The 22098-nt window shown below is 68.9% G+C and carries 27 protein-coding genes and 1 tRNA gene; 17 read left to right on the plus strand and 11 right to left on the minus strand.

Annotated features, from left to right (window positions below):
- Positions 1–43: 43 nt before the first annotated feature.
- Positions 44–1174 (plus strand): zinc-dependent alcohol dehydrogenase family protein, encoded by a 1131-nt coding sequence (locus ACO2Q1_RS16505; RefSeq protein ID WP_423330578.1) that lies wholly within the window; start codon positions 44–46, stop codon positions 1172–1174.
- Between the two features lie 20 nt (positions 1175–1194).
- Here ACO2Q1_RS16505 and ACO2Q1_RS16510 read toward each other — a convergent pair whose 3' ends face one another.
- Both ACO2Q1_RS16510 and ACO2Q1_RS16515 read right to left on the minus strand, forming a co-directional pair.
- On the minus strand, positions 1195–1866 hold the full coding sequence (locus tag ACO2Q1_RS16510) for a DsbA family oxidoreductase (protein ID WP_423330579.1): 672 nt from the start codon (positions 1864–1866) through the stop codon (positions 1195–1197).
- Positions 1867–1933: 67 nt separating this feature from the next.
- Positions 1934–2167, minus strand: coding sequence for a hypothetical protein (locus tag ACO2Q1_RS16515; protein WP_423330580.1), 234 nt, complete (start codon positions 2165–2167; stop codon positions 1934–1936).
- A 133-nt stretch (positions 2168–2300) separates the two neighbouring features.
- Here ACO2Q1_RS16515 and ACO2Q1_RS16520 point away from each other — a divergent pair, with 133 nt between their 5' ends.
- The 6 genes from ACO2Q1_RS16520 to ACO2Q1_RS16545 all read left to right on the plus strand — a co-directional run bounded on the left by ACO2Q1_RS16520 (position 2301) and on the right by ACO2Q1_RS16545 (position 4971).
- On the plus strand, positions 2301–3020 hold the full coding sequence (locus tag ACO2Q1_RS16520; protein ID WP_423330581.1) for a heme ABC transporter permease: 720 nt from the start codon (positions 2301–2303) through the stop codon (positions 3018–3020).
- Positions 3021–3033: 13 nt separating this feature from the next.
- Positions 3034–3204 (plus strand): heme exporter protein CcmD, encoded by a 171-nt coding sequence (gene ccmD / locus ACO2Q1_RS16525; RefSeq protein WP_423330582.1) that lies wholly within the window; start codon positions 3034–3036, stop codon positions 3202–3204.
- Entirely contained in the window at positions 3201–3776 is a 576-nt protein-coding gene (locus ACO2Q1_RS16530) for a DsbE family thiol:disulfide interchange protein (RefSeq protein ID WP_423330583.1), read from the plus strand. Before ccmD ends, ACO2Q1_RS16530 begins: the two co-directional genes overlap by 4 nt.
- A gap of 34 nt (positions 3777–3810) precedes the next feature.
- Positions 3811–4095, plus strand: coding sequence for a hypothetical protein (locus ACO2Q1_RS16535; RefSeq protein WP_423330584.1), 285 nt, complete (start codon positions 3811–3813; stop codon positions 4093–4095).
- Between the two features lie 119 nt (positions 4096–4214).
- Positions 4215–4643, plus strand: a complete 429-nt coding sequence (locus ACO2Q1_RS16540) for an Hsp20 family protein (protein ID WP_423330585.1) — start codon at positions 4215–4217, stop codon at positions 4641–4643.
- 67 nt (positions 4644–4710) lie between these two features.
- The gene (locus ACO2Q1_RS16545; RefSeq protein WP_423330586.1) at positions 4711–4971 is read left to right on the plus strand and encodes a DUF1150 family protein; all 261 of its coding nucleotides are present in this window, start codon (positions 4711–4713) and stop codon (positions 4969–4971) included.
- 158 nt (positions 4972–5129) lie between these two features.
- Here ACO2Q1_RS16545 and ptsN read toward each other — a convergent pair whose 3' ends face one another.
- The 3 genes from ptsN to rpoN all read right to left on the minus strand — a co-directional run bounded on the left by ptsN (position 5130) and on the right by rpoN (position 8091).
- A complete protein-coding gene (ptsN, locus tag ACO2Q1_RS16550; protein WP_423330587.1) occupies positions 5130–5594 on the minus strand; it encodes a PTS IIA-like nitrogen regulatory protein PtsN in 465 nt (154 codons plus the stop codon).
- A 100-nt stretch (positions 5595–5694) separates the two neighbouring features.
- Positions 5695–6345 (minus strand): ribosome hibernation-promoting factor, HPF/YfiA family, encoded by a 651-nt coding sequence (gene hpf / locus ACO2Q1_RS16555; protein ID WP_423330588.1) that lies wholly within the window; start codon positions 6343–6345, stop codon positions 5695–5697.
- Positions 6346–6576: 231 nt separating this feature from the next.
- The gene (gene rpoN, locus ACO2Q1_RS16560) at positions 6577–8091 is read right to left on the minus strand and encodes an RNA polymerase factor sigma-54 (RefSeq protein WP_423330589.1); all 1515 of its coding nucleotides are present in this window, start codon (positions 8089–8091) and stop codon (positions 6577–6579) included.
- Between the two features lie 211 nt (positions 8092–8302).
- On the opposite strand from rpoN, the gene ACO2Q1_RS16565 reads away from it, so the two are divergent.
- From ACO2Q1_RS16565 to ACO2Q1_RS16580, 4 genes are all read left to right on the plus strand, one after another.
- On the plus strand, positions 8303–9253 hold the full coding sequence (locus ACO2Q1_RS16565; RefSeq protein WP_423330590.1) for a DUF805 domain-containing protein: 951 nt from the start codon (positions 8303–8305) through the stop codon (positions 9251–9253).
- 84 nt (positions 9254–9337) lie between these two features.
- The gene (gene lepB, locus ACO2Q1_RS16570) at positions 9338–10117 is read left to right on the plus strand and encodes a signal peptidase I (RefSeq protein ID WP_423330591.1); all 780 of its coding nucleotides are present in this window, start codon (positions 9338–9340) and stop codon (positions 10115–10117) included.
- Positions 10118–10195: 78 nt separating this feature from the next.
- Complete coding sequence (locus ACO2Q1_RS16575) at positions 10196–10957, plus strand: hypothetical protein (protein WP_423330592.1); 762 nt, start codon at positions 10196–10198, stop codon at positions 10955–10957.
- A 258-nt stretch (positions 10958–11215) separates the two neighbouring features.
- Entirely contained in the window at positions 11216–11431 is a 216-nt protein-coding gene (locus tag ACO2Q1_RS16580) for a DUF4287 domain-containing protein (protein ID WP_423330593.1), read from the plus strand.
- Positions 11432–11578: 147 nt separating this feature from the next.
- Here the strand turns inward: ACO2Q1_RS16580 and ACO2Q1_RS16585 are convergent, their stop codons facing one another.
- From ACO2Q1_RS16585 to ACO2Q1_RS16605, 5 genes are read right to left on the minus strand one after another with little or no spacing between them, the layout of a single operon-like run.
- A complete protein-coding gene (locus tag ACO2Q1_RS16585; protein WP_423330594.1) occupies positions 11579–11926 on the minus strand; it encodes an EF-hand domain-containing protein in 348 nt (115 codons plus the stop codon).
- Between the two features lie 19 nt (positions 11927–11945).
- Positions 11946–12740, minus strand: coding sequence for an LPS export ABC transporter ATP-binding protein (lptB, locus tag ACO2Q1_RS16590; RefSeq protein ID WP_423330595.1), 795 nt, complete (start codon positions 12738–12740; stop codon positions 11946–11948).
- A 38-nt stretch (positions 12741–12778) separates the two neighbouring features.
- Positions 12779–13255 (minus strand): LptA/OstA family protein, encoded by a 477-nt coding sequence (locus tag ACO2Q1_RS16595; RefSeq protein ID WP_423330596.1) that lies wholly within the window; start codon positions 13253–13255, stop codon positions 12779–12781.
- An 11-nt stretch (positions 13256–13266) separates the two neighbouring features.
- Entirely contained in the window at positions 13267–13953 is a 687-nt protein-coding gene (gene lptC, locus ACO2Q1_RS16600; protein WP_423330597.1) for an LPS export ABC transporter periplasmic protein LptC, read from the minus strand.
- The gene (locus tag ACO2Q1_RS16605) at positions 13953–14567 is read right to left on the minus strand and encodes a ribonuclease D (protein WP_423330598.1); all 615 of its coding nucleotides are present in this window, start codon (positions 14565–14567) and stop codon (positions 13953–13955) included. Before ACO2Q1_RS16605 ends, lptC begins: the two co-directional genes overlap by 1 nt.
- 207 nt (positions 14568–14774) lie before the next feature.
- On the opposite strand from ACO2Q1_RS16605, the gene ACO2Q1_RS16610 reads away from it, so the two are divergent.
- Together ACO2Q1_RS16610 and ACO2Q1_RS16615 are read left to right on the plus strand one after the other, a co-directional pair.
- A tRNA-Leu gene (locus tag ACO2Q1_RS16610) sits at positions 14775–14861 on the plus strand.
- Positions 14862–15152: 291 nt separating this feature from the next.
- Positions 15153–16139, plus strand: coding sequence for a complex I NDUFA9 subunit family protein (locus ACO2Q1_RS16615; protein ID WP_423330599.1), 987 nt, complete (start codon positions 15153–15155; stop codon positions 16137–16139).
- 5 nt (positions 16140–16144) lie between these two features.
- Here ACO2Q1_RS16615 and ACO2Q1_RS16620 read toward each other — a convergent pair whose 3' ends face one another.
- A complete protein-coding gene (locus ACO2Q1_RS16620) occupies positions 16145–16945 on the minus strand; it encodes an undecaprenyl-diphosphate phosphatase (protein ID WP_423330600.1) in 801 nt (266 codons plus the stop codon).
- A 164-nt stretch (positions 16946–17109) separates the two neighbouring features.
- Between ACO2Q1_RS16620 and ACO2Q1_RS16625 the strand changes: the two genes are divergently transcribed.
- The 4 genes from ACO2Q1_RS16625 to ACO2Q1_RS16640 all read left to right on the plus strand — a co-directional run bounded on the left by ACO2Q1_RS16625 (position 17110) and on the right by ACO2Q1_RS16640 (position 21976).
- A complete protein-coding gene (locus ACO2Q1_RS16625) occupies positions 17110–18111 on the plus strand; it encodes a cation diffusion facilitator family transporter (RefSeq protein ID WP_423330601.1) in 1002 nt (333 codons plus the stop codon).
- A 50-nt stretch (positions 18112–18161) separates the two neighbouring features.
- Positions 18162–18845 carry a glutathione S-transferase family protein gene (locus ACO2Q1_RS16630; RefSeq protein ID WP_423330602.1) on the plus strand — a complete coding sequence of 228 codons (684 nt, stop codon included), beginning with the start codon at positions 18162–18164 and terminating at the stop codon, positions 18843–18845.
- Between the two features lie 24 nt (positions 18846–18869).
- Positions 18870–19919 (plus strand): tRNA epoxyqueuosine(34) reductase QueG, encoded by a 1050-nt coding sequence (queG, locus tag ACO2Q1_RS16635; protein ID WP_423330603.1) that lies wholly within the window; start codon positions 18870–18872, stop codon positions 19917–19919.
- Between the two features lie 1535 nt (positions 19920–21454).
- A complete protein-coding gene (locus tag ACO2Q1_RS16640) occupies positions 21455–21976 on the plus strand; it encodes a HamA C-terminal domain-containing protein (protein ID WP_423330604.1) in 522 nt (173 codons plus the stop codon).
- Positions 21977–22098: the final 122 nt, after the last annotated feature.

Genomic DNA, 22098 nt, shown 5'->3' on the forward strand with positions numbered 1-22098 from the left:
CAAGCGCCTATCGAGGGACGTTCGATGACGAAGGGGTGACCCGATGAGCCTGACCACGCGCGCCGCCGTCCTGACCGCCATGGGCGCCGCCCGCCCCTATGCCGACAGCCGGCCCCTGGCGATCGAGACGGTCGACCTGGCCCCCCCCGGCCCCGGCGAAGTCCAGGTCGCGATCAAGGCGGCGGGCCTGTGCCATTCGGACCTGTCGGTGATCAACGGCGACCGCCCCCGCCCCTTGCCCATGGCCCTGGGACACGAGGCGGCCGGCGTGGTCGAGGCGCTGGGCGAGGGCGTGACCGACCTGGAGATCGGCGACCATGTGGTCATGGTCTTCATGCCGTCTTGCGGCCACTGCGCCCCCTGCGCCGAGGGGCGGCCCGCCCTGTGCGAGCCGGGGGCGGCCGCCAACGGCCGGGGCGAACTGTTGGGCGGCGGGCGCCGCATCTTCCGTGAGGGCGCGCCGGTCAACCATCATCTGGGCTGTTCCGCCTTCGCCGACCGGGCGGTAGTCTCGCGCCGGTCGCTGGTGAAGATCGATCCTGAGCTGACGTTCAAGGAGGCGGCCCTGTTCGGTTGCGCCGTCCTGACCGGCGTCGGCGCGGCGGTGAACACGGCCGGGGTCCGCGCGGGCCAGTCGGTCGTGGTGGTCGGCCTGGGCGGAGTCGGCCTGGCCAGCGTCCTGGGCGCCCTGGCCTGCGGCGCCTCGCCGGTGATCGCGGTCGATCTGAACGCGGACAAGCTGGCCTTGGCGCGAACCCTGGGTCCGGTACAGACGGTCAACGCCGGCGATCCCGACGCCGTGGACCAGGTGCGCGCCCTGACGAACGGCGGCGCGGACGTGGCCATCGAGATGGCCGGCTCGGTCCGGGCGCTGGAGACGACGTGGAAGATGACCCGGCGCGGCGGCCTGACCGTCACCGCCGGCCTGCCGCCGCCTGACGCCGCCCTGCCGGTCAATGTCGTGTCGCTGGTCGGGGAGGAGCGGACGCTGAAGGGCTCCTACATCGGGACCTGCGTGCCCAGCCGCGACATCCCCCGATACGTCGCCCTCTATCGCCAGGGCCGCCTGCCGGTCGATCGGCTGATGAGCGGCGCGATCCCCCTGTCGGACATCAATGCGGGCTTCGACCGCCTGCACGCGGGCGAGGTGGCCCGGCTGGTGGTGACCTTCTGACGTCTGGCCCGCCCGGCGCGTCAGACCTCGGACGCGATCCTGCGCAGGGCGTCCTCGAACACCGCCGCGGGCTGTCCGCCGGAGATCAGGTATTTGCCCTCCACCACCACGGCGGGGACGGAGGTGATGCCGCGCGACCGCCACAGGTCCTGTTCGGCCCGAACCTCGGCGGCGTAGCGGCCGGACGCCAGGATTTCCGCCGCTTCGGCGCGATCCAGCCCGACGGCCTCGACGGTCGCGGTCAGGACGCCGGCGTCGGCGATGTTGCGGTTGTCGGTGAAATGGGCGGTCAGCAGGGCGCGCTTCAGCCGCTTCTGCGCCTCCGCTCCTTGCTCGCCGGCCCAGTGCAGCAGACGGTGGGCGTCGAAGGTGTTCCAGATGCGGCTGGCATCCGTCATCCGCAGGTCGAACCCGGCCTCGGCGCCGCGCTGGGCGATCATGGCGCGGTTGGCCGCCGACTGTTCCGGGGTCGCGCCGTATTTGCGGCCGATGTGTTCGACAATGTTCTCGCCCTCCGGCGCCATGCCGGGGTTCAGTTCGAACGGCTGGAAGCGGATGTCGGCGGCGATCCCCTCGCCCTTCAGCCGCTCCAGCGCCGTCTCCAGCCCGCCGAGGCCGACGGCGCACCACGGACAGACCACGTCGGAGACGAAGTCGATGTTCAGCGTCCGGGGGGCGGCGGCGTCGGTCATGGCGTCATTCCGAAACAGAGTGTGTTGCGGAACATAGGCGCCGGATCAGCGGGCGGAAGGGGCGGGATCAGTTTCCGCGCAGGCGATCCGACGGCCCGCCGGTGATGCGGCAATAGTTGTCGAGGGCGTCGCGGCCCGTGGTCTGGCCGGTCGGCAGCAGGACGCCGCCGCGCGCCTCGCAGTCGCTGGAGAGCTGGGCCAGCGACTTCTCGCGCGTGCTCGAGACGCCGGAGGCGCAGGCCGAGACGGTCACGGCGGCGAGGGCGACGAACAGAAGGGGGGCGGAACGGCGGGCGATCATGATCGGTCTCCTGAGAACGGCGGACATGCAACGCCCGCCCGGATGAACGCGGGATGAACCCTAGCCTGCATCGGCGCGGAATCGAACCGTCGGCCCGCTTGCCCCCGCCGGGCCGGACGGCTAATCGGCCAACATGTTCGGCCTGGCCAACCCCGAGCGCTTCATGCGCTTTTCCGCCCCACTCGTTCCGTGGGTGTGGACAGCGGCGGCCCTGTTGCTGGCGGTCGGGACCTGGCTGTCGTTCGCGGCGCCCGAGGACTATCAGCAGGGCGACACCGTTCGGATCATGTTCGTGCACGTGCCGGCCGCCTCCCTGGGTCTCGTGATCTACGGCGCCCTCGGCGTGGCCAGTTTCCTGTCGCTGGTGTTCCGTCATCCGTTGGCGGACGCGGCGGCGCGGGCCGCGGCCCTGCCGGGCGCCGTCTACACCGCCCTGGCCCTGGCGACCGGGTCCCTGTGGGGGCGGCCGATGTGGGGAACCTGGTGGGTGTGGGACGCCCGCCTGACCAGCGTGCTGGTGCTGTTCCTGTTCTACCTCGGCTATATGGCACTGCGCTCGGCTATCGAGGACGAGACCCGCGCCGCCCGCGCCGCCGCCGTCCTCGGGCTGGTCGGGCTGATCAATCTGCCGATCGTGAAATTCTCGGTCGACTGGTGGAACACCCTGCATCAGCCCGCCTCCCTGCTGCGCGCCGGGGGGACCAGCCTGGATACGGTGTTCCTGTGGCCGCTGCTGACCATGATGGCGGCCTATGGGGCGCTGTTCCTGGCGCTGTGGCTGACGGCGATCCGGGCCGAGGTGACGCGCCGCCGCGTCCTGGCCCTGCGCGCCCGCGCCGCCTGGGCCGCCTGAGGAGCGCGCCGTCGTGATCGATCTGGACATGAGCCCCTACGCCGCCTTCGTCTGGCCCGCCTGGGCCGTGACGGCCCTGGCCCTGGGCGTGCTGGTCGCCCGCACGGCCGCCGCCGCACGGCGCTGGTCGCGGGAGCTGAAGGGGCTGGAGCGCGAGACGGCCGTTCCGGAGGACGACCGGTGAAACGCTGGCTGGCCCTGCTTCCGCTGGCGGTCCTGGCCGGTCTGGCCGGGCTGTTCGTCTATTGGGTGCTGAAACAGGGCGATCCGACCTATCGCCCCGACGCCCTGGTCGGCCAGAACGTGCCCGAGACCGTCCTGCCCCTGCTCGACGGGGACGGCGCCGGCGACAGCCATGTCGATCTGAAGACCGCCGGGGTCGGCAAGCCGATGATCGTCAACGTCTTCGCCAGCTGGTGCGCCCCGTGCCGCATCGAACATCCCCGGCTGCTGGAGCTGAAGGCGCGCGGCGTCGCCGTGGTCGGCGTCGCCTACAAGGACGATCCGGTGGCCACCCGCGCGTTTCTGGACGAACTGGGCGATCCGTTCGCCATGGTTCTGGTGGATCGCGAGGGCCGGGCCGGACTGGACCTCGGCATTTCCGGCGTGCCGGAGACGTTCGCAGTGGACGCCATGGGCCGCGTGACGGCCAAGAGCTCCGGCCCCCTGACCAGCCAGGCGGACGTGGATCGGCTGGTGGCCGCCCTCGCCTCGCCGCCGCGCCGGCCGCCCACCGCCACCGAGCGCGCGCGTTAACCCTTTTTCGACAGGGATGGTTAACCCTGTCGTCATGTCCACGATCCGCCCCGACCTGACGTCCCTCGCGCCCCGCCCCGCCGTGACGCCGACGGGCGGCCAGAACGCAGCTCAGAACGCGGCTCAGGCGGCCTTTTTCCGCATGGCCTTGGGCCAAACGTCTCCGGGTCAAGCGTCTCCGGGCCAGACGACCTCGGCCCAGCCGGCGGCGGCGGCGCGCATGGCCGAGCCGCTGGCCTCCCGCGCGGCCGGGGCGTCCCCGACCGTCGATCCCGACCGTCCTTTGCGTCCCGGCAGCCTGATCGACATCCGGGTGTGACGGCCGCGCGCGTCGCCGTTCGGCATTGAACCCCGGTCCGCGACGCCTATGTTGAGCCCACGGTCCGATCCTGCCGATACGGGGGATGCGGGCCGCAGTCGCTGACCAAGGACTGACGCATGACGACGCGCACCACCCTGCTGTTTGACAGCCCCTTTCTTCTGGGTTTCGACCAGACCCGAGCCCTGATCGACCGCGCCGCCAAGGCCGCGAACGAAGGCTATCCGCCCTATAATGTCGAGCAGCGCGGCGATCGCGACGTGCGCATCACCCTGGCCGTGGCCGGCTTCACGCCTGAGGATCTGGCGATTACGCTCGAGGGCCGCCAGATGACCATCGTCGGCAAGAAGGAGGCCCCGAAAGAGGCCGGGGGCGACAGCGCCTTTCTGCATCGCGGCATCGCGGCGCGCGGTTTCACCCGCAGCTTCGTTCTGGCGGACGGTCTGGAGGTGGCGGGCGCCCGGCTGGAGCACGGCCTGCTGCACGTGGACCTGACCCGCCCCGAAGACGCAGCGGTCATCCGGCGCATACCCATCACGGCGGGCTGATCCCGCGACCGCCCAGCGGAGCCTTTGCGGTTCGCGGCGCGTTAACTGAATGAAGGAGGCGGTCCCCATGACGCCCACCCCCCGTCTGACGACTGAAGCGTTCGCCGGCCTCGGCGCGCCCGATCTGGTCTATGTGCGCGAGATCAGCGCGGCCGACGTTCTCGCCGAGGTGACGGCCGAGGAGGCCGTGCGCCTGGATATCGAGCCGGATCAGACGCTCTATGCCGTGCACGGCGCCGACGGCCAGCGCCTGGCGGTCATGGCGGACCGCGAAACCGCCTTCGCCGCCGCCGTGGCCCACGAGCTGGCCCCCGTCTCGGTTCACTGACCGGCGCGTCAGGACTCCACAGCACGCTGGAGCCGCGATCAACCGCGTCTCGAGCATAGCGCCCGAAATCAGGATGCGCTCAAGTCGCGAGCGACCGCGTCGCGAGCATAGCGCGCCGCGTCAGCGGCCACGGAAGACAGCGCGAAGCGCCCTCTACATCAAGCCGCCGTCGCCGCCTCGTCACGCACGAACAGGGCCCGCACGGCGTCGATGGTCCGCGCCTGCCGCAGCTTCTCGCGCAGTTCCGGCGACCTGAGGGCGCGCGACACCGCCGCCAAGGCCCGCAGGTGATCGGCCCCGGCCTTGGGCGGGGCGAACAGGGCGAAGATCAGATCCACGGGCCGGTCGTCCACGGCGTCGAAGCCGACAGGGGTCTCCAGCCGCAGAAACACGCCGAGCACCGAGGTCATGCCGTCGATCCGCGCATGCGGCACGGCCACGCCGCCGCCCAGCCCGGTCGAGCCCAGAGCCTCACGCTCGAGCAAAGCCTCCAGGCATCGCGCCTCGTCGAGACCCAGCGCCTGGGCGGCGGCCTCGGCCGTCATGCTCAGCACCTGGCGCTTGGAAGACGCGCCGCCGCGCAGGAAGATGGCTTCCGGCGTCAGAAGATCGCTGATGTCCATTCTACGTTGCATCCCCGTCGCGGGCGAACTCCCGGCGGCGCGCGGCGTCTAGCCGCTTACGCCGCCGGGTGAAACCCCTATCGCCAGATCACGGCGAAACTCAGCCGTGGCCGTTGGTCTTTCCGGCGCCGCCGGTTCGCTCGGGGTCGATCCAGCCCACATTGCCGTCCGGTCGGCGATAGACTACCGACAGGCCGCCATGGGCGGCGTTCTTGAACACCACGACCGGATAGCCGGTCATGTCCAGTTCGGCCACGGCCCGGCCCACGGTGATGGTGCGGATCTCGGCCTCGGTCTCGGCGATGACCATGCCCACCGGCGGCGGGCCGTCGGCGTCACCGGCCTGCCCGAAGACCTCGTCCTCGACCGTGTCCGGATTCCGGAGCACGATGCTGCGCGCCACGGCGGCGGCGGCCATCTCGGTCTTTTCGGGCGACAGGCCCTTGGGGCCGATGTGGTGGTCCTTGAGCCGCCGCTTGTAGCGTCGGACCCGCTTTTCCAGCTTGTCGAGGCTGTCGGTGAAGGCCGAATGGGCGTCGCCGCCGTGGCCGGTGGTCACCAGGCTCTGGCCCGAGGCGAGGCGGACCCAACAGTCCACCTTAAACCCATGGCCGTCCTTGGAGACCACGACCTCGGCGTCCTGACCGCCGCGTTCGAAGTACTTCCCGACGCCGTCTTCGAGTTCCTGGGAGATGCGCGAGCCTAACGCTTCGCCGACATCCACTTGCTTGCCGCTGACTTGGACTTGCATGTCGATAGAACGCGACTGTTAGGCTTTGGTGTCAACGCCCGATCACCAATTTGTGGTGACGCTTCGTCGCATAATTTGGGTCGCTGACGCGACGCGCTATCGCTCGGCTCGCGGAGCCTCGCTGCTTCAGCGCGTGACGTGTCGTCGCGCTCAGCCTGCACCACAATCCCTTGCGCTCAAGTCGTGAGCGACCGCGTCGCGAACATAGCGCGGGCGCGAAGCGCCCCCTTGCTAGGACGCCTTCAGCATCCGGCGGCGCTGAACCGAAGAGGGTATCCGCAGGGCCTCGCGATATTTCGCCACGGTGCGGCGGGCGATGTCGATCCCGGCCTCGTTCAGGATCTCGACGATCCGGTCGTCCGACAGCACGTCGCCGTCGCGGCCCTCGTCGTCGATCAGGGTCTTGATCCGGTGGCGCACCGCCTCGGCCGAATGCGAGGCGGACCCGTCCATCGACTGGATGGCGGCGGTGAAGAAGAACTTCAGCTCGAACACGCCGCGTGGCGTGGAGACATATTTATTGGACGTCACCCGGCTGACGGTGGATTCGTGCATGCCGATGGCGTCGGCCACGGTCTTCAGGTTCAGCGGCCTTAGGAATTCCACGCCGAAGGCCAGGAAGGCGTCCTGCTGGCGCACGATTTCGGACGCGACCTTCAATATGGTCTTGGCCCGCTGGTCGAGCGACTTGACCAGCCAGTTGGCCTGGGCGGCGATATCCGCGACATAGGCCTTCTCGGTCTCAGATCGGGCGCCGGCCGCCACAGTGGCGTGGTAGCGCTTGTCGACCAGCAGGCGCGGCAGGGTGTCGGCGTTCAGCTCGACCTTCCATCCGCCCGCCGGATCGGCCCGCACATGGACGTCGGGAATGACCGTCTGGGCCGGCTCGCCGCCGAAGCCGGCGCCCGGACGCGGGGTCAGGGCCTTCAGCTCGGCGATCATCTCGCCCAGGTCCTCGGCGTCCACGCCGCAGGCCTGGCGCAGGCCCGGCAGATCGCGGCGCGCCAGCAGGTCCAGATTGTCGATCAGGGCGGCCATGGCCGGGTCGAACCGGTTGCGTTCGACCAGTTGCAGCCTCAGGCATTCCGGCACGGAGCGGGCCATGATCCCGGTCGGCTCGAAGCCGTGACAGACCGCCAGCACGGCCTCGATCTTGTCCAGATCACAGCCCAGCCGATCGGCGACCTCGGCCAGCTCCCCGCGCAGGTAGCCGCCCTCGTCCGTCATGTCGATCAGGGTCAGGGCGATGGCGTGATCGCCCGGCGAGAAGCCCGCCGACGACGCTTGGGCCTGCAGATGCTCCCAGAGGGTGGGTTCGCGGTGATCGGGGCGTTCGCTGTCGCCGTCGATCAGGCCGCCGCCGCCCTTGCCGGCGCTGGTCCAGTCCGACAGACCGGGCTGGGCCTCGTCGGCCATCCGGTCGGAGGTCCGCTCGCCCGGCGCGGCGTCGCCGTACAGATCGTCTTCGCGCGCATCGACCGCCTGGCCGCGTTCAGCCGCGGCCTGGTCCGAAAAGCTCAGCTCGCCCGCCTCGACCGACGCGGGCTCGGACGCGACGCCGTCGCCGCTCTCGGACACATCGGGCGTCGGTTCGTCGCGCTGAAGCAGGGGGTTCCGCTCCATCTCGGCCTCGACGAAGGCCTCCAGCTCCTGATTCGACAGTTGCAGCAGCTTGATCGCCTGCTGCAGCTGGGGCGTGATCACCAGCCCCTGGCCCTGCCTGATCTCCAGCCTCTGCCCTACCACTCGCCTGCGGCTCCCGCTTCCGGCGTTCCCGACCGACTGGCCCGGAACTTGCTAGGCGCCACCATGGCCCCAACCGGTTAACGGCGATCTAAGCCGATCGGCGCTCGCCCCATCTTCGGCGCGCGCCGCGCGATTAACCTTGACCATTGGCGTCGGATTCACCGCGCAGGCTCAGGATGACGGCGTTCGTTCACCGGTCCCGGCGCCCGCCATGCTGATGCTCCGCCCGCTTCTGCGTTACGCCGATTTCTCCGGCCGCGCCCGTCGCGCCGAATACTGGGGCTTCATGCTGTTCCAGTTCGGCCTGTATCTGCTGTGCCTGATCATGCTGGCCGCCTCCCTGGGGTCGGCGCGAGAGAATCCGTCCGGCGCCTTTCTGGGCATGCTGTTCTGGTTCGGCGTGATCGGCCTGATGATGCTGGGCTTCGCCCTGCCGAACTATGCGGTTCTGGCCCGGCGTCTACATGACATCGGCAAGTCCGCCCTGTGGATGGCGCTGATCCTGCCCGGCGTCGTCGCCCAGTTCGTGACGATCAGCTCGGCGATGAGGATGGCCCGGACGCTGGCCGAAGGGGGCTTGGCGGGAGGAGATGTCAACGGCGCCGCCCTGGCCGCCGCCGGCGGATCGACCCTGATCAGCCTGATCGCCCTGCTGTGCAATCTGGTGCTGTTCGTCATGACCCTCCTGCCCGGCCAGACCGGCCCCAATCGCTTCGGCCCGGACCCGAAGGATCCCGACGCGGTCGCCCCGACCCCGGCGGCGGGGGGACTGACGGGCTATGACGAGGCCCGGCTTGAGGAGCTGTTCGCCCAGGCGCGACGGGAACAGGGCGCGGCGACGCCCGGTCCGGGCGCGGCCGCCCCGGTCCAGCCCTATCGCCCGGTGTTCGATTTCAGCCCCGGCGCGACCGAGCCGATGCGCACCGACATCCCGGCCGCGGCCTGGGACCCGGCCCCGGCCGCAGCATTTGAGGCCGCGCCTCAGCCCTTCCCGGCCCAGGCCTTCCCGACGCAGCCGTTCCCGACGCCGGCGCCCGCGGCCCAGCCCGCCTATGCCAACCCGCCGTTCGGTGGTGATCGACCCGGCGGCCAGCCGTTCGCCGGCGCCGCGCTTGACCCCGCCTTCGCCTCGGCCCGGCCGTTCGGGCGACGCGGGGCCTGAGGCCAGGACTGTCCGGACACGATTTTCAGCTGTCCGGACAGGTCGGCGGTTTGAACCGGCGGCGGGCGATGCTGGGGTCGGCGCATGACCCCTTCCCCCACCGCCACCCGCGCCCCGGCCTCCCTGCTGACAGAGGCGATCGACGTCGTGCGCACCGTCGCCATCGGCCTGACCGCCGCCCTGACCCTGCACGCGACGCTGTTCCAGCCCTTCACCATCCCGTCGTCCTCGATGGAGCCGGGTCTGGTGGTCGGCGACTACATCGTGGTGTCCAAGCCGGCCTACGGCTGGGGCCTGGCCTCATTGCCGTTCAGCCCGTGGGTCTCGCAAGGGCGGCTGTTCGACCGACCGGCTCAGCGTGGCGACGTGGTCGTCTTCCGCCTTCCGCGCGACCCGAGCCAGACCTGGATCAAGCGGGTCATCGGCCTGCCCGGCGACCGGGTGCAGGTTGCGAACGGCCAGGTGATCGTCAACGGCCAGGCCTGGACCCGAACCTCGCTGGGCCAGACCCGGGACCACGACGCCCCCTGGCGCACCGTCGAACATGTCCGCGAAACCCAGATGACCGCCGACGGCGAACCGGGGCGATCCTATGTCACCTACGACGGCGGCCCCGGACATCCGGGCGACGACACCGGCGTCTATGTGGTGCCGGCCGGCCAGTATCTGGTCATGGGCGACAATCGCGACAACTCCCTGGACGGCCGTTTCGCCCCCGACGTGGGCGTCGGCCTGCTGCCCCAGGGAAACCTCGTCGGGCGCGCCGAATGGATCGTGGCGTCATGGAAGCCCGGCGCAAGCCTGCTGAAGCCCTGGACCTGGCTCCAGGTGCGGCCCGACCGGGCCTTCCAGCGGATCCGGTGATCCGCCGCCGTTTTCCGTGCATCCCGGCGAAGGCCGGGACTCGGATGCGGCAGCCTGCTTACCGAGGGGAAAAGGCTTTTGATCTTTGAAGAGCGACGCAGCAGGCTTTACCCAGACATATCCTCGTTATACAAAACAGCCAGCTCACTGGAAGGAATGATGATGGTTCGCACCTTGCTATCAATGCTGGCCCTATTGGCCGTCTCAATGGCTCCAGCGAACGCCCAGGTGGCAAAGGGCAATGTTTACGAGGTCAGTGCCAAAATCTACGCAGACGGCCAACTCGTAGGTCACCCCATCGTAAGAGTGCTCGCTGGCAGCGAGGTTTCGACGGCCAGAAACACCGTCGATGGCTACGCCTTCCGCGTGACCGTTGATCGGGACGGCGCTCGCCCAGCCATTCAGGACGCTGTGGTAGTCAGATCAGCAGTTTATTTTCCGCAAAACGGCAGTTGGGTTATGGCCGCCGAACCGGAATTCCAACTGCGTGAAGGCGGGTCATCGCGTTTTAGTTCAAGCAGCCCGAACGCTCGAAGCACAAGCGGTTTCTCAATTGAAATCTCGGTCCGGCGCACCACTGCCACTTCATCCCCTGCAAGTCTGTCGTCGTTGGAGGACTGCAATCTTTGGAAGGCCCTGTCGGGCGGAAAGCCATTCAAGGAGACGAAAGTGTTCGGAGTCGCTTCTACTGCCGGAGTTCAGGTGGACGGCCCAAATGATGGGCCGCCATACTACGGAAACTGCTGCACCTCCGGCAACATGACCTGCTGCGGAACCCCAAATGGTGGAGTGTGCTGCCGCGATGGAATGACAGGAAACGCGTGCTGCGCTCCCACCTAGGAGTTGGGAAAAAGGCGCCTGCGGGATCAAATGCCGTGCGGCGCGACCGGGCCTTCCAGCGGATCCGGTGATCCGCCGCCGTTTTCCGTGCATCCCGGCGAAGGCCGGGATGCAGATCGGAGACCTGTCGAGAGGGTGTCGCGCCGAAAAAACCCGGGCTTGAACTCACCACCACTGGACCCCGGCCTTCGCCGGGGTGCACGGTGGGTGTGAAGTTTCGACTGAACCGCACGGTTCGGTTCTCAGAGAGAGACGCCGATGACCGACCAGCCGCTCCGGGGCCCCGCCTCCTACTTCCCGTCCATCGAAAAGAAGTACGGGCAGCCGATGGCCCACTGGTTCGCCGTCGTCCGCGCCGCCTGCCCGGCCAAACACATGGAGCTGGTCGACCTGCTCAAGACCGAGCACGATCTGGGCCACGGCCACGCCAACGCCATCGTCGCCCACGTCCTGGCCGAGGATGGCGTGAAATAAGCAACCGTTTCGTTCCTCCCCCATCGGGCGAGGTGGCGCGGCGCGCCTTCCGCGCCGTGACGGAGGGGGCTTGATCCGACTGCAGTGTCCGGGGCCAGCCCCCTCCACCGCTTCGCGGTCCCCCTCCCCCATCGGGGGAGGAACGCCCTACCGTCCCCGGAACTCCGCCCAGCTGATGACCCCGTCGCCGTCGCGGTCCATCTGGTGGAACGCCGCCCGGTCGTCCGCGACGGACACCGCGCGATCGCCCGATTGCGCCAGAGACGGCGCCGCGATCGCCCCGACCGCCAGCCCCGCCCCCAGAGCCGCCGCCACGGTCCAGCCCAACCCCTTGCGCCGTCCCGGTCGCGCCGTCCGCCCGGCGATCAGGCCGCGCACCGCCTCGCTGGCGGTCAGGCCCTCGTCGCGGCATCGCGCCATGAAGTCGGCCTTTTCGGCGTGGGACAGGCGGACCTCCAGGGTCTCGCTCTTCTTCGGGGGTCTCGCAACGGCCATGGCGGGCTCCGAAACAGGATCAGGCGTACATGTCGCCCAGATAGACGCGACGCACCTCGGGATCGTGGACGGCCTGATCGGCCGTGCCCTCGAACAGGACCGCGCCGCCCGAGATGATCGACACATGGTCGATGATGTCCAGGGTCTCGCGCACATTGTGGTCGGTGATCAGCACGCCGATCCCCTCGCCCGACAGATAGCGGATCACCGAGCGGATGTCGGCGATGGCCAGGGGATCGATGCCGGCGAACGGTTCGTCCAGCAGCATGAAGGCCGGACGCCCGGCAAGAGCGCGGGCGATCTCCACCCGCCGCCGCTCGCCGCCCGACAGGGCCGTGGCCGGGGCGTGGCGCAGATGGTCGATCCGCAGCTCCTCCAGCAGGCGCGTGGTCTCGGCCTTGACGCCCGCCGGGGTCTTTTCGTGCAGCTCGACCACCGACATGACGTTCTGCTCGACCGTCATGCCGCGAAAGATCGAGGCCTCCTGCGCCAGATAGCCTAGCCCCATCCGTGCGCGCTGGTACATGGGCTGGGCGGTGATGTTCTCGCCGTCCAGCCAGATGTCGCCGCTGTCGGCCGGGATCAGGCCGGTGATCATGTAGAAACAGGTGGTCTTGCCCGCGCCGTTCGGACCCAGCAGACCGGCCACCTCGCCGCGCTGGACCGTCAGGGAGACATCCTTCACCACCTGGCGCGCGCCGAAGCTCTTGGCCACATTGCGCACGCGCAGGCCGCGATCGACCGGCGCGTCGACGGGGGTCGACGGCGTTTGGGGGTCGTTGACGTTGAGGGCGGACAGCTCCTTGCGGGCCACGCGGGTCTCCTGGTTCGGCGAGTTCGGCCGGACCGGCCCTAGTTGCTCTTCTGCGGATAGAAGACGCCCTGGATGCGGCCGTTCGATCCGCCGGCCATGTTCGCCGCCCCGGTGTCGACATTATAGGTCAGGCGCGAACCGGTCAGGACGTTCTTGCCCTGGGTCAGGATCACGTCGCCGGTCACCACCAGCGTGGCGTTCGACACCGTATAGACCGCCCGGTCGCCGCGGATCGATTCCTCCGGGGTGACGTAATAGACGCCGCCCGAGGCGGTTATGGTCCGCAACTGACCGCCGGCGCCCTGGCCGTCGATCACCTCGGCGCGCAGACGGTTGGGGCCTTGGGTGATCTCGACCTGATCGCGCAGGGAGAAGCCGTCCGAACGCATCTCGCCGGTCCCGGCGCCGACGCCGATCGGCTGGTCGCTGATGTTGGCACGCGACTGGGCCACGGCGCCGCCGACGACCAGTGACAGGCCGAACACGACGCCCAGCGCCGTCAGAGAGGATTTCATCGCCATCGTCTTCAACCTTCGCCGGCCGGATTGAACACCGCCCGCACCTTGTTCTCGGCCGTGCCCTGGAACACCACCCGCTCGCCCTGATCATAGATGGTATAGGACGAGGCGGAAATCACCCCCATCGGCCCCTCGCCCTGCACGCCCTTGTCGCCGCGCACGACCCCGGTCGTGGTGTCGACCACGGCCTCGGGCGTCGTCAGGGTGAAGCCCGAGCCGCCGTCCGAGATCCGCACGTTCGGGCCGATGATCACGGTCCGGGCCGCCTCGTCATAGGTTCCGGCCACCGCCGTCAGCTCCGTCACCTTGCGCCCGCCCAGGTTCAGCCGCAGCACGGGGCCGTTCAGGCGGAAGCGTCCGGTCTGGGGATCGCGCACGGCCCCTTGCGCCCCCACCAGGAAGGACCGCCCCTGGGCGTCCTGCCCGCGGAACATCAGGGCGTCGAACCGCACCTCGCGGCTCTGGGCGGCCTTGCGCTCGACGCCCGAGATCACCGTGCGGAACACCGTCCAGGTCAGGGCGCCGCCGGCCAGGGTCAGAATCAGGATCGGCAGCAGCCGCCGGTACAGGGCCACCCGCCGCGAGCGAGAGCGCCATTTCGCGCCCTGGGCCGCCAGACGCGCCTCATCGGCCGCGCGCCGGGCCTCGGCGGCGGCGCGCGCATCGTCGTGGTCGGGCGGGGGCAGGTCGCTCATCAGCTGTGCGCGAAGATGTCCATCTCTTCCCAGCCCTCCAGGTCCAGGCGGGACCGGGTCGGCAGGAAGTCGAAACAGGCGCGGGCCAGATCGGTGCGTCCCTCGCGGGCCAGCATGTCGTCCAGCCGCGCCTTGACCGTATGCAGATACAGGACGTCCGACGCCGCATAGTCCAGCTGGGCCTGGGTCAGCTCGGCCGCGCCCCAGTCCGACGACTGCTGCGCCTTGGACAGGTCCACGCCCGCGCATTCGCGCACGACATCCTTCAGCCCGTGCCGGTCGGTGTAGGTCCGCGCCAGCTTCGAGGCGATCTTGGTGCAATAGACCGGCGCGGTCTCCACCCCGAGGTAGAGCTGCATCATCGCGATGTCGAACCGGCCGAAGTGGAAGATCTTCAGCACCGAACGATCGGCCATCAGGGCCTTCAGATTCGGGCAGTCGTAGGCCGGGCGGTTCAGCCGCACCACATGGGCGTCGCCGTTCCCGGCCGACAGCTGGACCACGCACAGGGCGTCGCGGTGATAGTTCAGACCCATGGTCTCGGAATCGACGGCGACCTCGGGGCCGAGATCGAGTCCGTCGGGCAGGTCGCCCTGGTGCAGATAGACGGTCATGGCGCGTCTATACACGTTTTTCGGCGCTGTGCTCGCGACGTGCTGAGCCGCCTCGCGCGCCCCCGATTTCGCCCGCCGCCCGGGACGATACGGCGCGTCCGGAAAAAAACCGCCTGCCCTGTTGACCGTGTCGGGCCTCTGCCTTAGAGGTCCGCGCCTTCCAGACGAAGACGCCGCCGCGTGAGTAGGGCGGTGCTCCGGTTCTGGGCCCAGATGGCGGAATTGGTAGACGCGCTGGCTTCAGGTGCCAGTGGCTGAAAGGCCGTGGAGGTTCGAGTCCTCTTCTGGGCACCATCTTTCGGAAACCCCGCTGCGTTTCGACGCGGCGGGGTTTTTGATTCCGGCCTCCATCCGTGCATCCCGGCGAAGGCCGGGATCCAGAACGAACCGCGCCCGGGCCGAAGAGATGTGCGACCTCCCCCGTCCAAAGTGACGCCGCGAACACCGCTCCTGGATCCCGGCCTTCGCCGGGATGCACGGTGAGAAAACGAACCTCGACGGCCAGGACATGATTCCGGGCCTCACATCCCTTCCGTCCCGTTCTCGCTTGGGCTAATCCGGCGCGACTGTTGAAGGAGCCGCCCCATGTCCGCTTTCAGCCCCGGTCTCGTCACCGTCTTCGGCGGTTCGGGCTTCATCGGCGCCCAGGCCGTGCGCGCCCTCGCCCGTGACGGCTGGCGCGTGCGGGTGGCCCTGCGCAACCCGAACCTGGCCCCGGAACTGCGGCCTCAGGGCGAGGTCGGCCAGATCCAGCTGACGCGCTGTGACGTCACCTCGGACGCGGACGTGGCCCAGGCGCTGAAAGGCGCCGATGCGGCGGTCTATCTGGTCGGCGTCCTGCACGAGGCCGGAAAACGCACCTTCAAGGCCCTGCATGTCGAGGCCGCCGCACGGGTCGCCCGCGCCGCCGCGAGCCAGGGCGTGCGCCGCCTGGTCCATATCTCGGCGATCGGCGCCGACGCCGGGTCCGCCTCGGCCTACGCCCGGTCCAAGGCCGAGGGCGAGGCCGCCGTGCGCGCGGCCTTTCCCGATGCGGTGATCCTGCGGCCGTCCGTGGTCTTCGGCGCCGGCGACGGCTTCCTGAACCGCTTCGCCGATCTGGCGGTCAAGGCCCCGGCCCTGCCCCTGATCGGCGGCGGCGAGACCCGGTTCCAGCCGGTCTATGTCGGCGATGTCGCCCAGGCGATCGCCCGCGCCGCCGGCCGCGCCGACGCCGGCGGCCGCACCTATGAACTGGGCGGGCCCGCCGTCTGGTCGATGAAGGACGTCCTGACCTATGTGGTGCGCGAGACCGGCCGTGACCGGCCGCTCGCGCCCCTGCCCTTTTTCGCCGCGCGCGCCCTGGGCGGCCTGACCCAGATCGCCGCCGCCGTGGGCATGACCCCGCCCCTGACCCAGGACCAGGTCATCCTGCTGGAGAGCGACAACGTCGTGAGCGACGGCGCTCCCGGCCTGTCCGACCTGGGTGTCGAGGCGACGGGGATGGAGGCCATCGCCCCGTCCTATCTGTGGCGTTACCGCAAGGGCGGCCAGTTCGCCGAGGCCCCGGCGGGCGAGTTCCTGCCCGCCTGATCGGCTTAGAACCCGGCGTACAGCAGGCCCAGCCCCACCACGCCGACCGCGATCCGCCACCAGGCGAAGGGGGCGAAGCCGTTGCGCGACACGAAGTCGAGCAGCAGACGCACCACCGCCAGGGCCGTCACGAACGCGGCGATGAAGCCGATGGCGATCAGGCCCGCGTCGCTGAAGTCCAGCCGGCTCCAGTTCTGCAGCAGGTCATAGGCGACCGCCGCCCCCATGGTCGGCAGGGCCAGGAAGAAGCTGAACTCCGCCGCCGACCGCTTGTCGGTCCCCAGCAGCAGGCCGCCGGCGATCGTCGCGCCCGACCGCGACACGCCCGGGATCATGGCCAGGCACTGGAACAGACCCACCAGAAAATAGACCCGCATCGGATAACGGTCGGCGTCCAGATAGACCGGGACCTTCTTCATCCGGTCCAGCCACAGCAGCAGCACGCCGCCGATGATCAGCGCCCAGCAGACCACCGTCGGCGTCTCGAACAGCACCGTCTTGATGAAGTCATAGGCGAAGACCCCGATCACCACCGCCGGGGCGAAGGCGACCAGAAGGCCGATCAGGAAGCGCCGCGCCGCCGCATCGAACGGCCAGCGCGTCGCCAGGGTCCACAGCCGGCGGAAATAGACGCTGATGATGGCCAAGAGGGCGCCGAGCTGGATCACGATCTCGAACGTCTTGCCCGTGCTCTCGAAGCCCAGGAAATGCCCCAGCAGCAGCATGTGGCCCGTCGAGGACACCGGGATGAACTCGGTCAGCCCCTCGACCAGGCCCAGAATCAGCGCCGCCAGCCAGTCCGCCATCTTGTGATCCCCTCGCCGCGCCCGACCCGACGGGGCGGCTTCGTCCCTCCATAGCCATCCGCGTCGGGATAGGCGAGACGCGCCCGGCCGATAGGCGAGCCCCCCTGTCGCCGCATGTCGGGGCTCCGCATTGGCAAGCCCGCCCGACTGGGCGAAAAGGCCGCATGAGCGCCGCCGCCGATCCCGAGACGTCCCCGACCCCGCCCCCGGCGCGGCCGCCCGCGTCGCCCGACGAGATCCGGCGCCGCATCACCCGGCTGTCGGTCGCGGCGGCTGTGCTGCTGATCGCCATCAAGGCCTTCGCCCTGGGCGCCTCCGGTTCGGTGTCGATCCTGGCGTCCCTGACCGATTCCGTCCTGGACCTGGCCGCTTCCCTGGCCACCTATTTCGCCGTGCGCTGGGCCGCCGCCCCGCCCGACGCGGAGCACCGGTTCGGCCACGGCAAGGCCGAGGCCATGGCCGGCCTGGTGCAGTCGGGCCTGATCTTCGCCTCGGCCGTCTTCGTCGGCTGGGAGGCGATCCGCCGCGTCTTCGATCCCCAGCCGGTCACCGGCGGGGCCTGGGCCCTGGGCGCCGTCGTCCTGTCCATGGCCGTGACCGGCGGCCTGGTGTGGATGCAGGGGCGCGCGCTCAGGGCCGCGCCCTCCCTGGCCGTGTCCGGCGACCGCGCCCACTACGCCTCGGACCTGGCCGCCAACGCCGTCGTGCTGGTCGGGGTGGTCTCCGGCGCCTGGCTGGCCGCACCGGGCCTGGACGCCGCCGCCGGCCTGATCGTCGCCGTCTGGCTGGGCTGGGGGGCCGTCGGTCTGCTGGGCCAGGCCGCCGACCAGCTTCTGGATCGCGCCGCCCCGCGTGAGATCGACACGGCCGTGACGGCCGCCGTCCTGTCCGACCCGCGCATCGGCGGCCTGCACAGGCTGCGCACCCGCACGGTCGGGGATGTGGTGCAGGCCCAGATGCACATCGATCTGGACGCCGGCCTTTCCCTCGCGGCCGCCCATGACATCGTCGAGGCCGCAGAGGCCCGCATCCGAGCCGCCGTTCCGGGCGCCGACGTCATCATCCATGCCGACCCGCGCGGTCCGGCGGCGGCGCCGGCGCCCGCCGTGCCGGTGACGCCGTCGTCCCCCGATCCCGGCGACCCCACCGCCGAAAAGCCGGGCTGACCCCCGCGCGGTAAACGCCGTCTTAATCGAACCGGGCGCAGTCACGCCGGATGCCCGCTGCGGTCCTGTTCCACTTTCCTCTCGATCCGGCCTCGCGGCTGGCCCGCCTGGCCCTGGCCGAAGCGCGCCTGGAGGTCGAGGAGGCGGTCGTCCGCCCCTGGGAGCCGGACTGTCCGCTGGTCGGGCTGAACCCCTCGGCCATGCCGCCGGTCCTGAGGATCGGCGACGATCGACGCCCGCTGGTGCTGTGCGAGACGGCCGCCATCCTCGGCTGGATCGAGGATCAGCAGAAGGCGCCGCTGCTGTTGCCGCGCGACCCGGCCGAACGGGCCGAGGCGCGTCGCCTCACCGCCTGGTTCGAGCGCCGCTTCAGCGACGAGGTCAACGCCGTCCTGCTGCACGAACGGCTGGAGAAGCCCCTGCTGCGGCTCGGCTCGCCCGACGCCCGCGCCCTGCGCGACGGGCGCGCGGCGCTGAAGGAGCATCTGCTGATCCTGGAAGGTCTGGCCGGATCGCGCGACCGGCTGGCGGGCCGCCATCTCAGCCAGGCCGATCTGGTCGCCGCCGCCCATCTGTCGGTGCTCGACTATTTCGGCGAGATCGGCTGGGCCAATTGGCCCTCGCTGAAGGACTGGTACGTGAAGATGAAGTCCCGTCCCGCCTTCCGTTCCTTGCTGACCGACCGCTTCCAGGGCGTCGCGCCCGCCGCCTGGTACGCCGACCTCGACTTCTGACCCGGGCGGCGCCACACCGCACCCATGGGCGCAGACCCCAGAGAATTCATCCGGAAAAAGGCCGCCGAACTGGGTTTCGACGCCTGCCGCTTCGCCTCGGCCGCCGATCCGTGGAGCGCCGGCGAGCGGCTGGCCCATTTCGTCGAGGCCGGACGGCACGGCGACATGGGCTGGATGGAGACCACGCTGGAGCGCCGCGCCCACCCCACCGCCATGTGGGACGGCGCCCGCACCGCCATCGTCCTGGGCATGAACTACGGCCCCGACGCCGACCCCCTGCCGGCCCTGGCCGATCGCTCCAAAGGCTACATCTCCGTCTATGCGCGCGGCGACGACTATCACGAGGTCATCAAGGGCCGCCTCAAACAGCTGGCCGGCCAGGTCTCAGCCCGCCAGAAAGCCCTGGGCCAGACGCCAGAGGTCAAGGTGTTCGTCGATACCGCCCCCCTGATGGAGAAGCCCCTGGCCCAGCGCGCCGGACTGGGCTGGCAGGGCAAGCACACCAATCTGCTCAGCCGCGAGCACGGCAACTGGCTGTTTCTGGGCGTCATCCTGTCGGGCGCCGACTACACGCCGGACGCCGCCGAGGCCGAACATTGCGGCTCCTGCACCGCCTGCCTGACCGCCTGCCCGACCGACGCCTTTCCCGCCCCGTTCCAGATCGACGCCCGGCGCTGCCTCTCCTATCTGACCATCGAATACGCCGGGCCCTGGCCCGAGGAATTCCGCATCGCCGCGGGCGCGCGCATCTATGGCTGTGACGACTGTCTGGGCGCCTGTCCCTGGAACAAGTTCGCCCGCGCCGCCCACGAGATGCGGCTGAAACCCCGGCCCGAACTGGAGGCGCCGCCGCTGGCTGATCTGGTCGCCCTGGACGACGCCGCCTTCCGCGCCCTGTTCGCCAAAAGCCCGATCAAACGCATCGGCCGTGACCGCTTCGTCCGCAACGTCCTCTACGCCATCGGCAACAGCGGCGACCCCAGCCTCATCGCGGCCGCCGAGCTCCGGCTCGACGACCCCGGCCCCGTGGTGCGCGACGCCGCCGCCTGGGCCATCCGCCGGCTCGCGGGGTGACGGGGCGACCAAAACACGGCGCGCGGCCAGGCGTTCGCGCGGTCGGATGATGCGGTCATCTGATTGAAAAGAATGGTGGACGCGACAGGGATTGAACCTGTGACCCCTACGATGTCAACGCCGATATTTCTAATGAATTCAACAATTTATAATTGTAGCCCAGCCTATAAAGGCTAAGGAAATCAGGCACCCCATCCAGGTTTTGTGGGAGTTCTGTGGGCGTTTCATGGGCAGTATAGATTTACAGGATTCAGTTTTCCGAGTTAGAATTAAGCCGCAAATTGGAAGTTACCCTCACAAGGTGATGCTCCTCCGTGTCAATTATTCGTTGATGGCTCGTCAAATAAGTCAACCTATAATTCAATTCTTGACTTTTTCCGGCGGCTGTGCCAGGATTATCCAATCGGGTGGCGCTCTGTTCCCCCGCTTCATCAGCTGACTTTCAGACCGCTGATCTCCCCCAAACAAATGGCGCTGCACTTAGGCGTCCATGGCGTGGGCTGTGCAGCAGTCTGCGCTGAACGAGGAACTACCCGATGAACATCAGTCGCCAAGCCGTCAGCGGCGGGGCCTTCCTTTCATTTGACGATGACCCGAACGCGCGCCTTGAGGCGGGTGTGCAACGACTTGCACATCATCCCGATGCCGTCGCTCGCTCCGTTGGGTGGATCGGCGAACCCTCCGCCCGTTACCACCCCATCGCGGAAGCCTAGCCGATGTCCCGTCCTCGCTTCCGCGCAAGCACCGGGGTCGCAGTTTGTCGGCACCCTCGTGGCCATCTTCAATACCTCTCCGGTCCACTCAAGGCCGACCTCGGCATGGCGATGAGCCTGCGGGCAGGTGCGGAGATCCCGCCTATGCTCTTCGCTGGCCTACTGAGCCGGGGGACTGATCCGGACGGGCATGGCTATGAGGAGTTGGTTGCCGCCGGCTACCGGCGGCAGCGGGTCGGCCTGTTTCCGGCGGGTCGAGCCCGCCTTGCCGTCCCCCATCCGGTGACGTTCGAGGCTTCTGAGCCCCTACTGGCCACCCACATCGCTATCTTCACGGCGGAGACGGAGGGGGAACTCCTCTGGAGCGGAGCGCTCCGTGGCGGCCATTACGCCCCCCCCCCGAGTTCGCGGATCCACCTGCCGACCTTCATGCTTACGGTCGCCAAGCCGCCGGCATAGAAGGATCGTACGTGATTGATCGCCGGCTTGGCCAAGCTTTGCCACTTGGATTGGCCCTTCTTCCGAGACCTCACGTGCTCGCAACGAAGTGAGCGACCTGCGAGCGGATCGACCAACGGTCTTTTGCGCCATGATCAAACACTAGGATCGCGCCGAAAGCCGGACTCGCCTTATGGAGGATCGACACCCGCAGTCGCAGGCCTAGATCCAACTGAAAGTCGCCCTATTGAATCCTAACAGCAGTGCCGGGAGGCATTAATGCCCGAGGGCGGATGCGGTCCACCGAGCGCATAAGAGGTAAGAGAACGGCCCGCTGTTCCTGGCTATAGACCGTATAGACAGAACCCGCCTAGGTTGCCGCCCATGACTGCGAAGCTTGAGGACGAGCTGTCCCAGATTACATATGACGACCTGCACGCCGCCCTTACGGGCTCACCGGAGATTCTGGGCGTGCACCTCGACTTGGTCGAACGTGACATCGAGATCGACGGTCACTCGGTTCGGATTCATTGCCACTGCCTTACCGTCGACGCTAACGGCCGTGTGCAGCCGAAACGGCTGGCGGCGTTTATGCGCAACGTGGTGGCTGACTACGCCATCCCGCGCTCCAAACTTGCGGCCGCCAAGAAGCGTGACGTTGAGTTCAACAGCACGGAAGCCGTGGCCGGACTCCTTGAACAGGCCAAGCGCTCCTTCACCGATTTGACGAAGACGGGCGAGGGCGGCGAGATGCTGCTGTTCCTACTCGCGGAGCGCTATCTCGGCATTCCCCAGATTCTCTGCAAGATGGATCTAAAAACGGATGCCCGGATGCATTACCACGGTGCCGACGGCGTCTACGCGGGCATCACCGATGACGGCATACTCAAGCTGTATTGGGGCTGACGTGACCCCCTGAAACTCCTCCAGGAATAGCTAGAGTCCGCCCCTCGAAAGGACGGACAGAATGAAGCGGTCACGGTTCACGGAAGAGCAGATCATCGGGATCCTGCGGGAGCAGGAGGCCG

The organism is Brevundimonas sp. VNH65, from assembly GCF_049445955.1.
Classification (GTDB): Bacteria; Pseudomonadota; Alphaproteobacteria; order Caulobacterales; family Caulobacteraceae; genus Brevundimonas.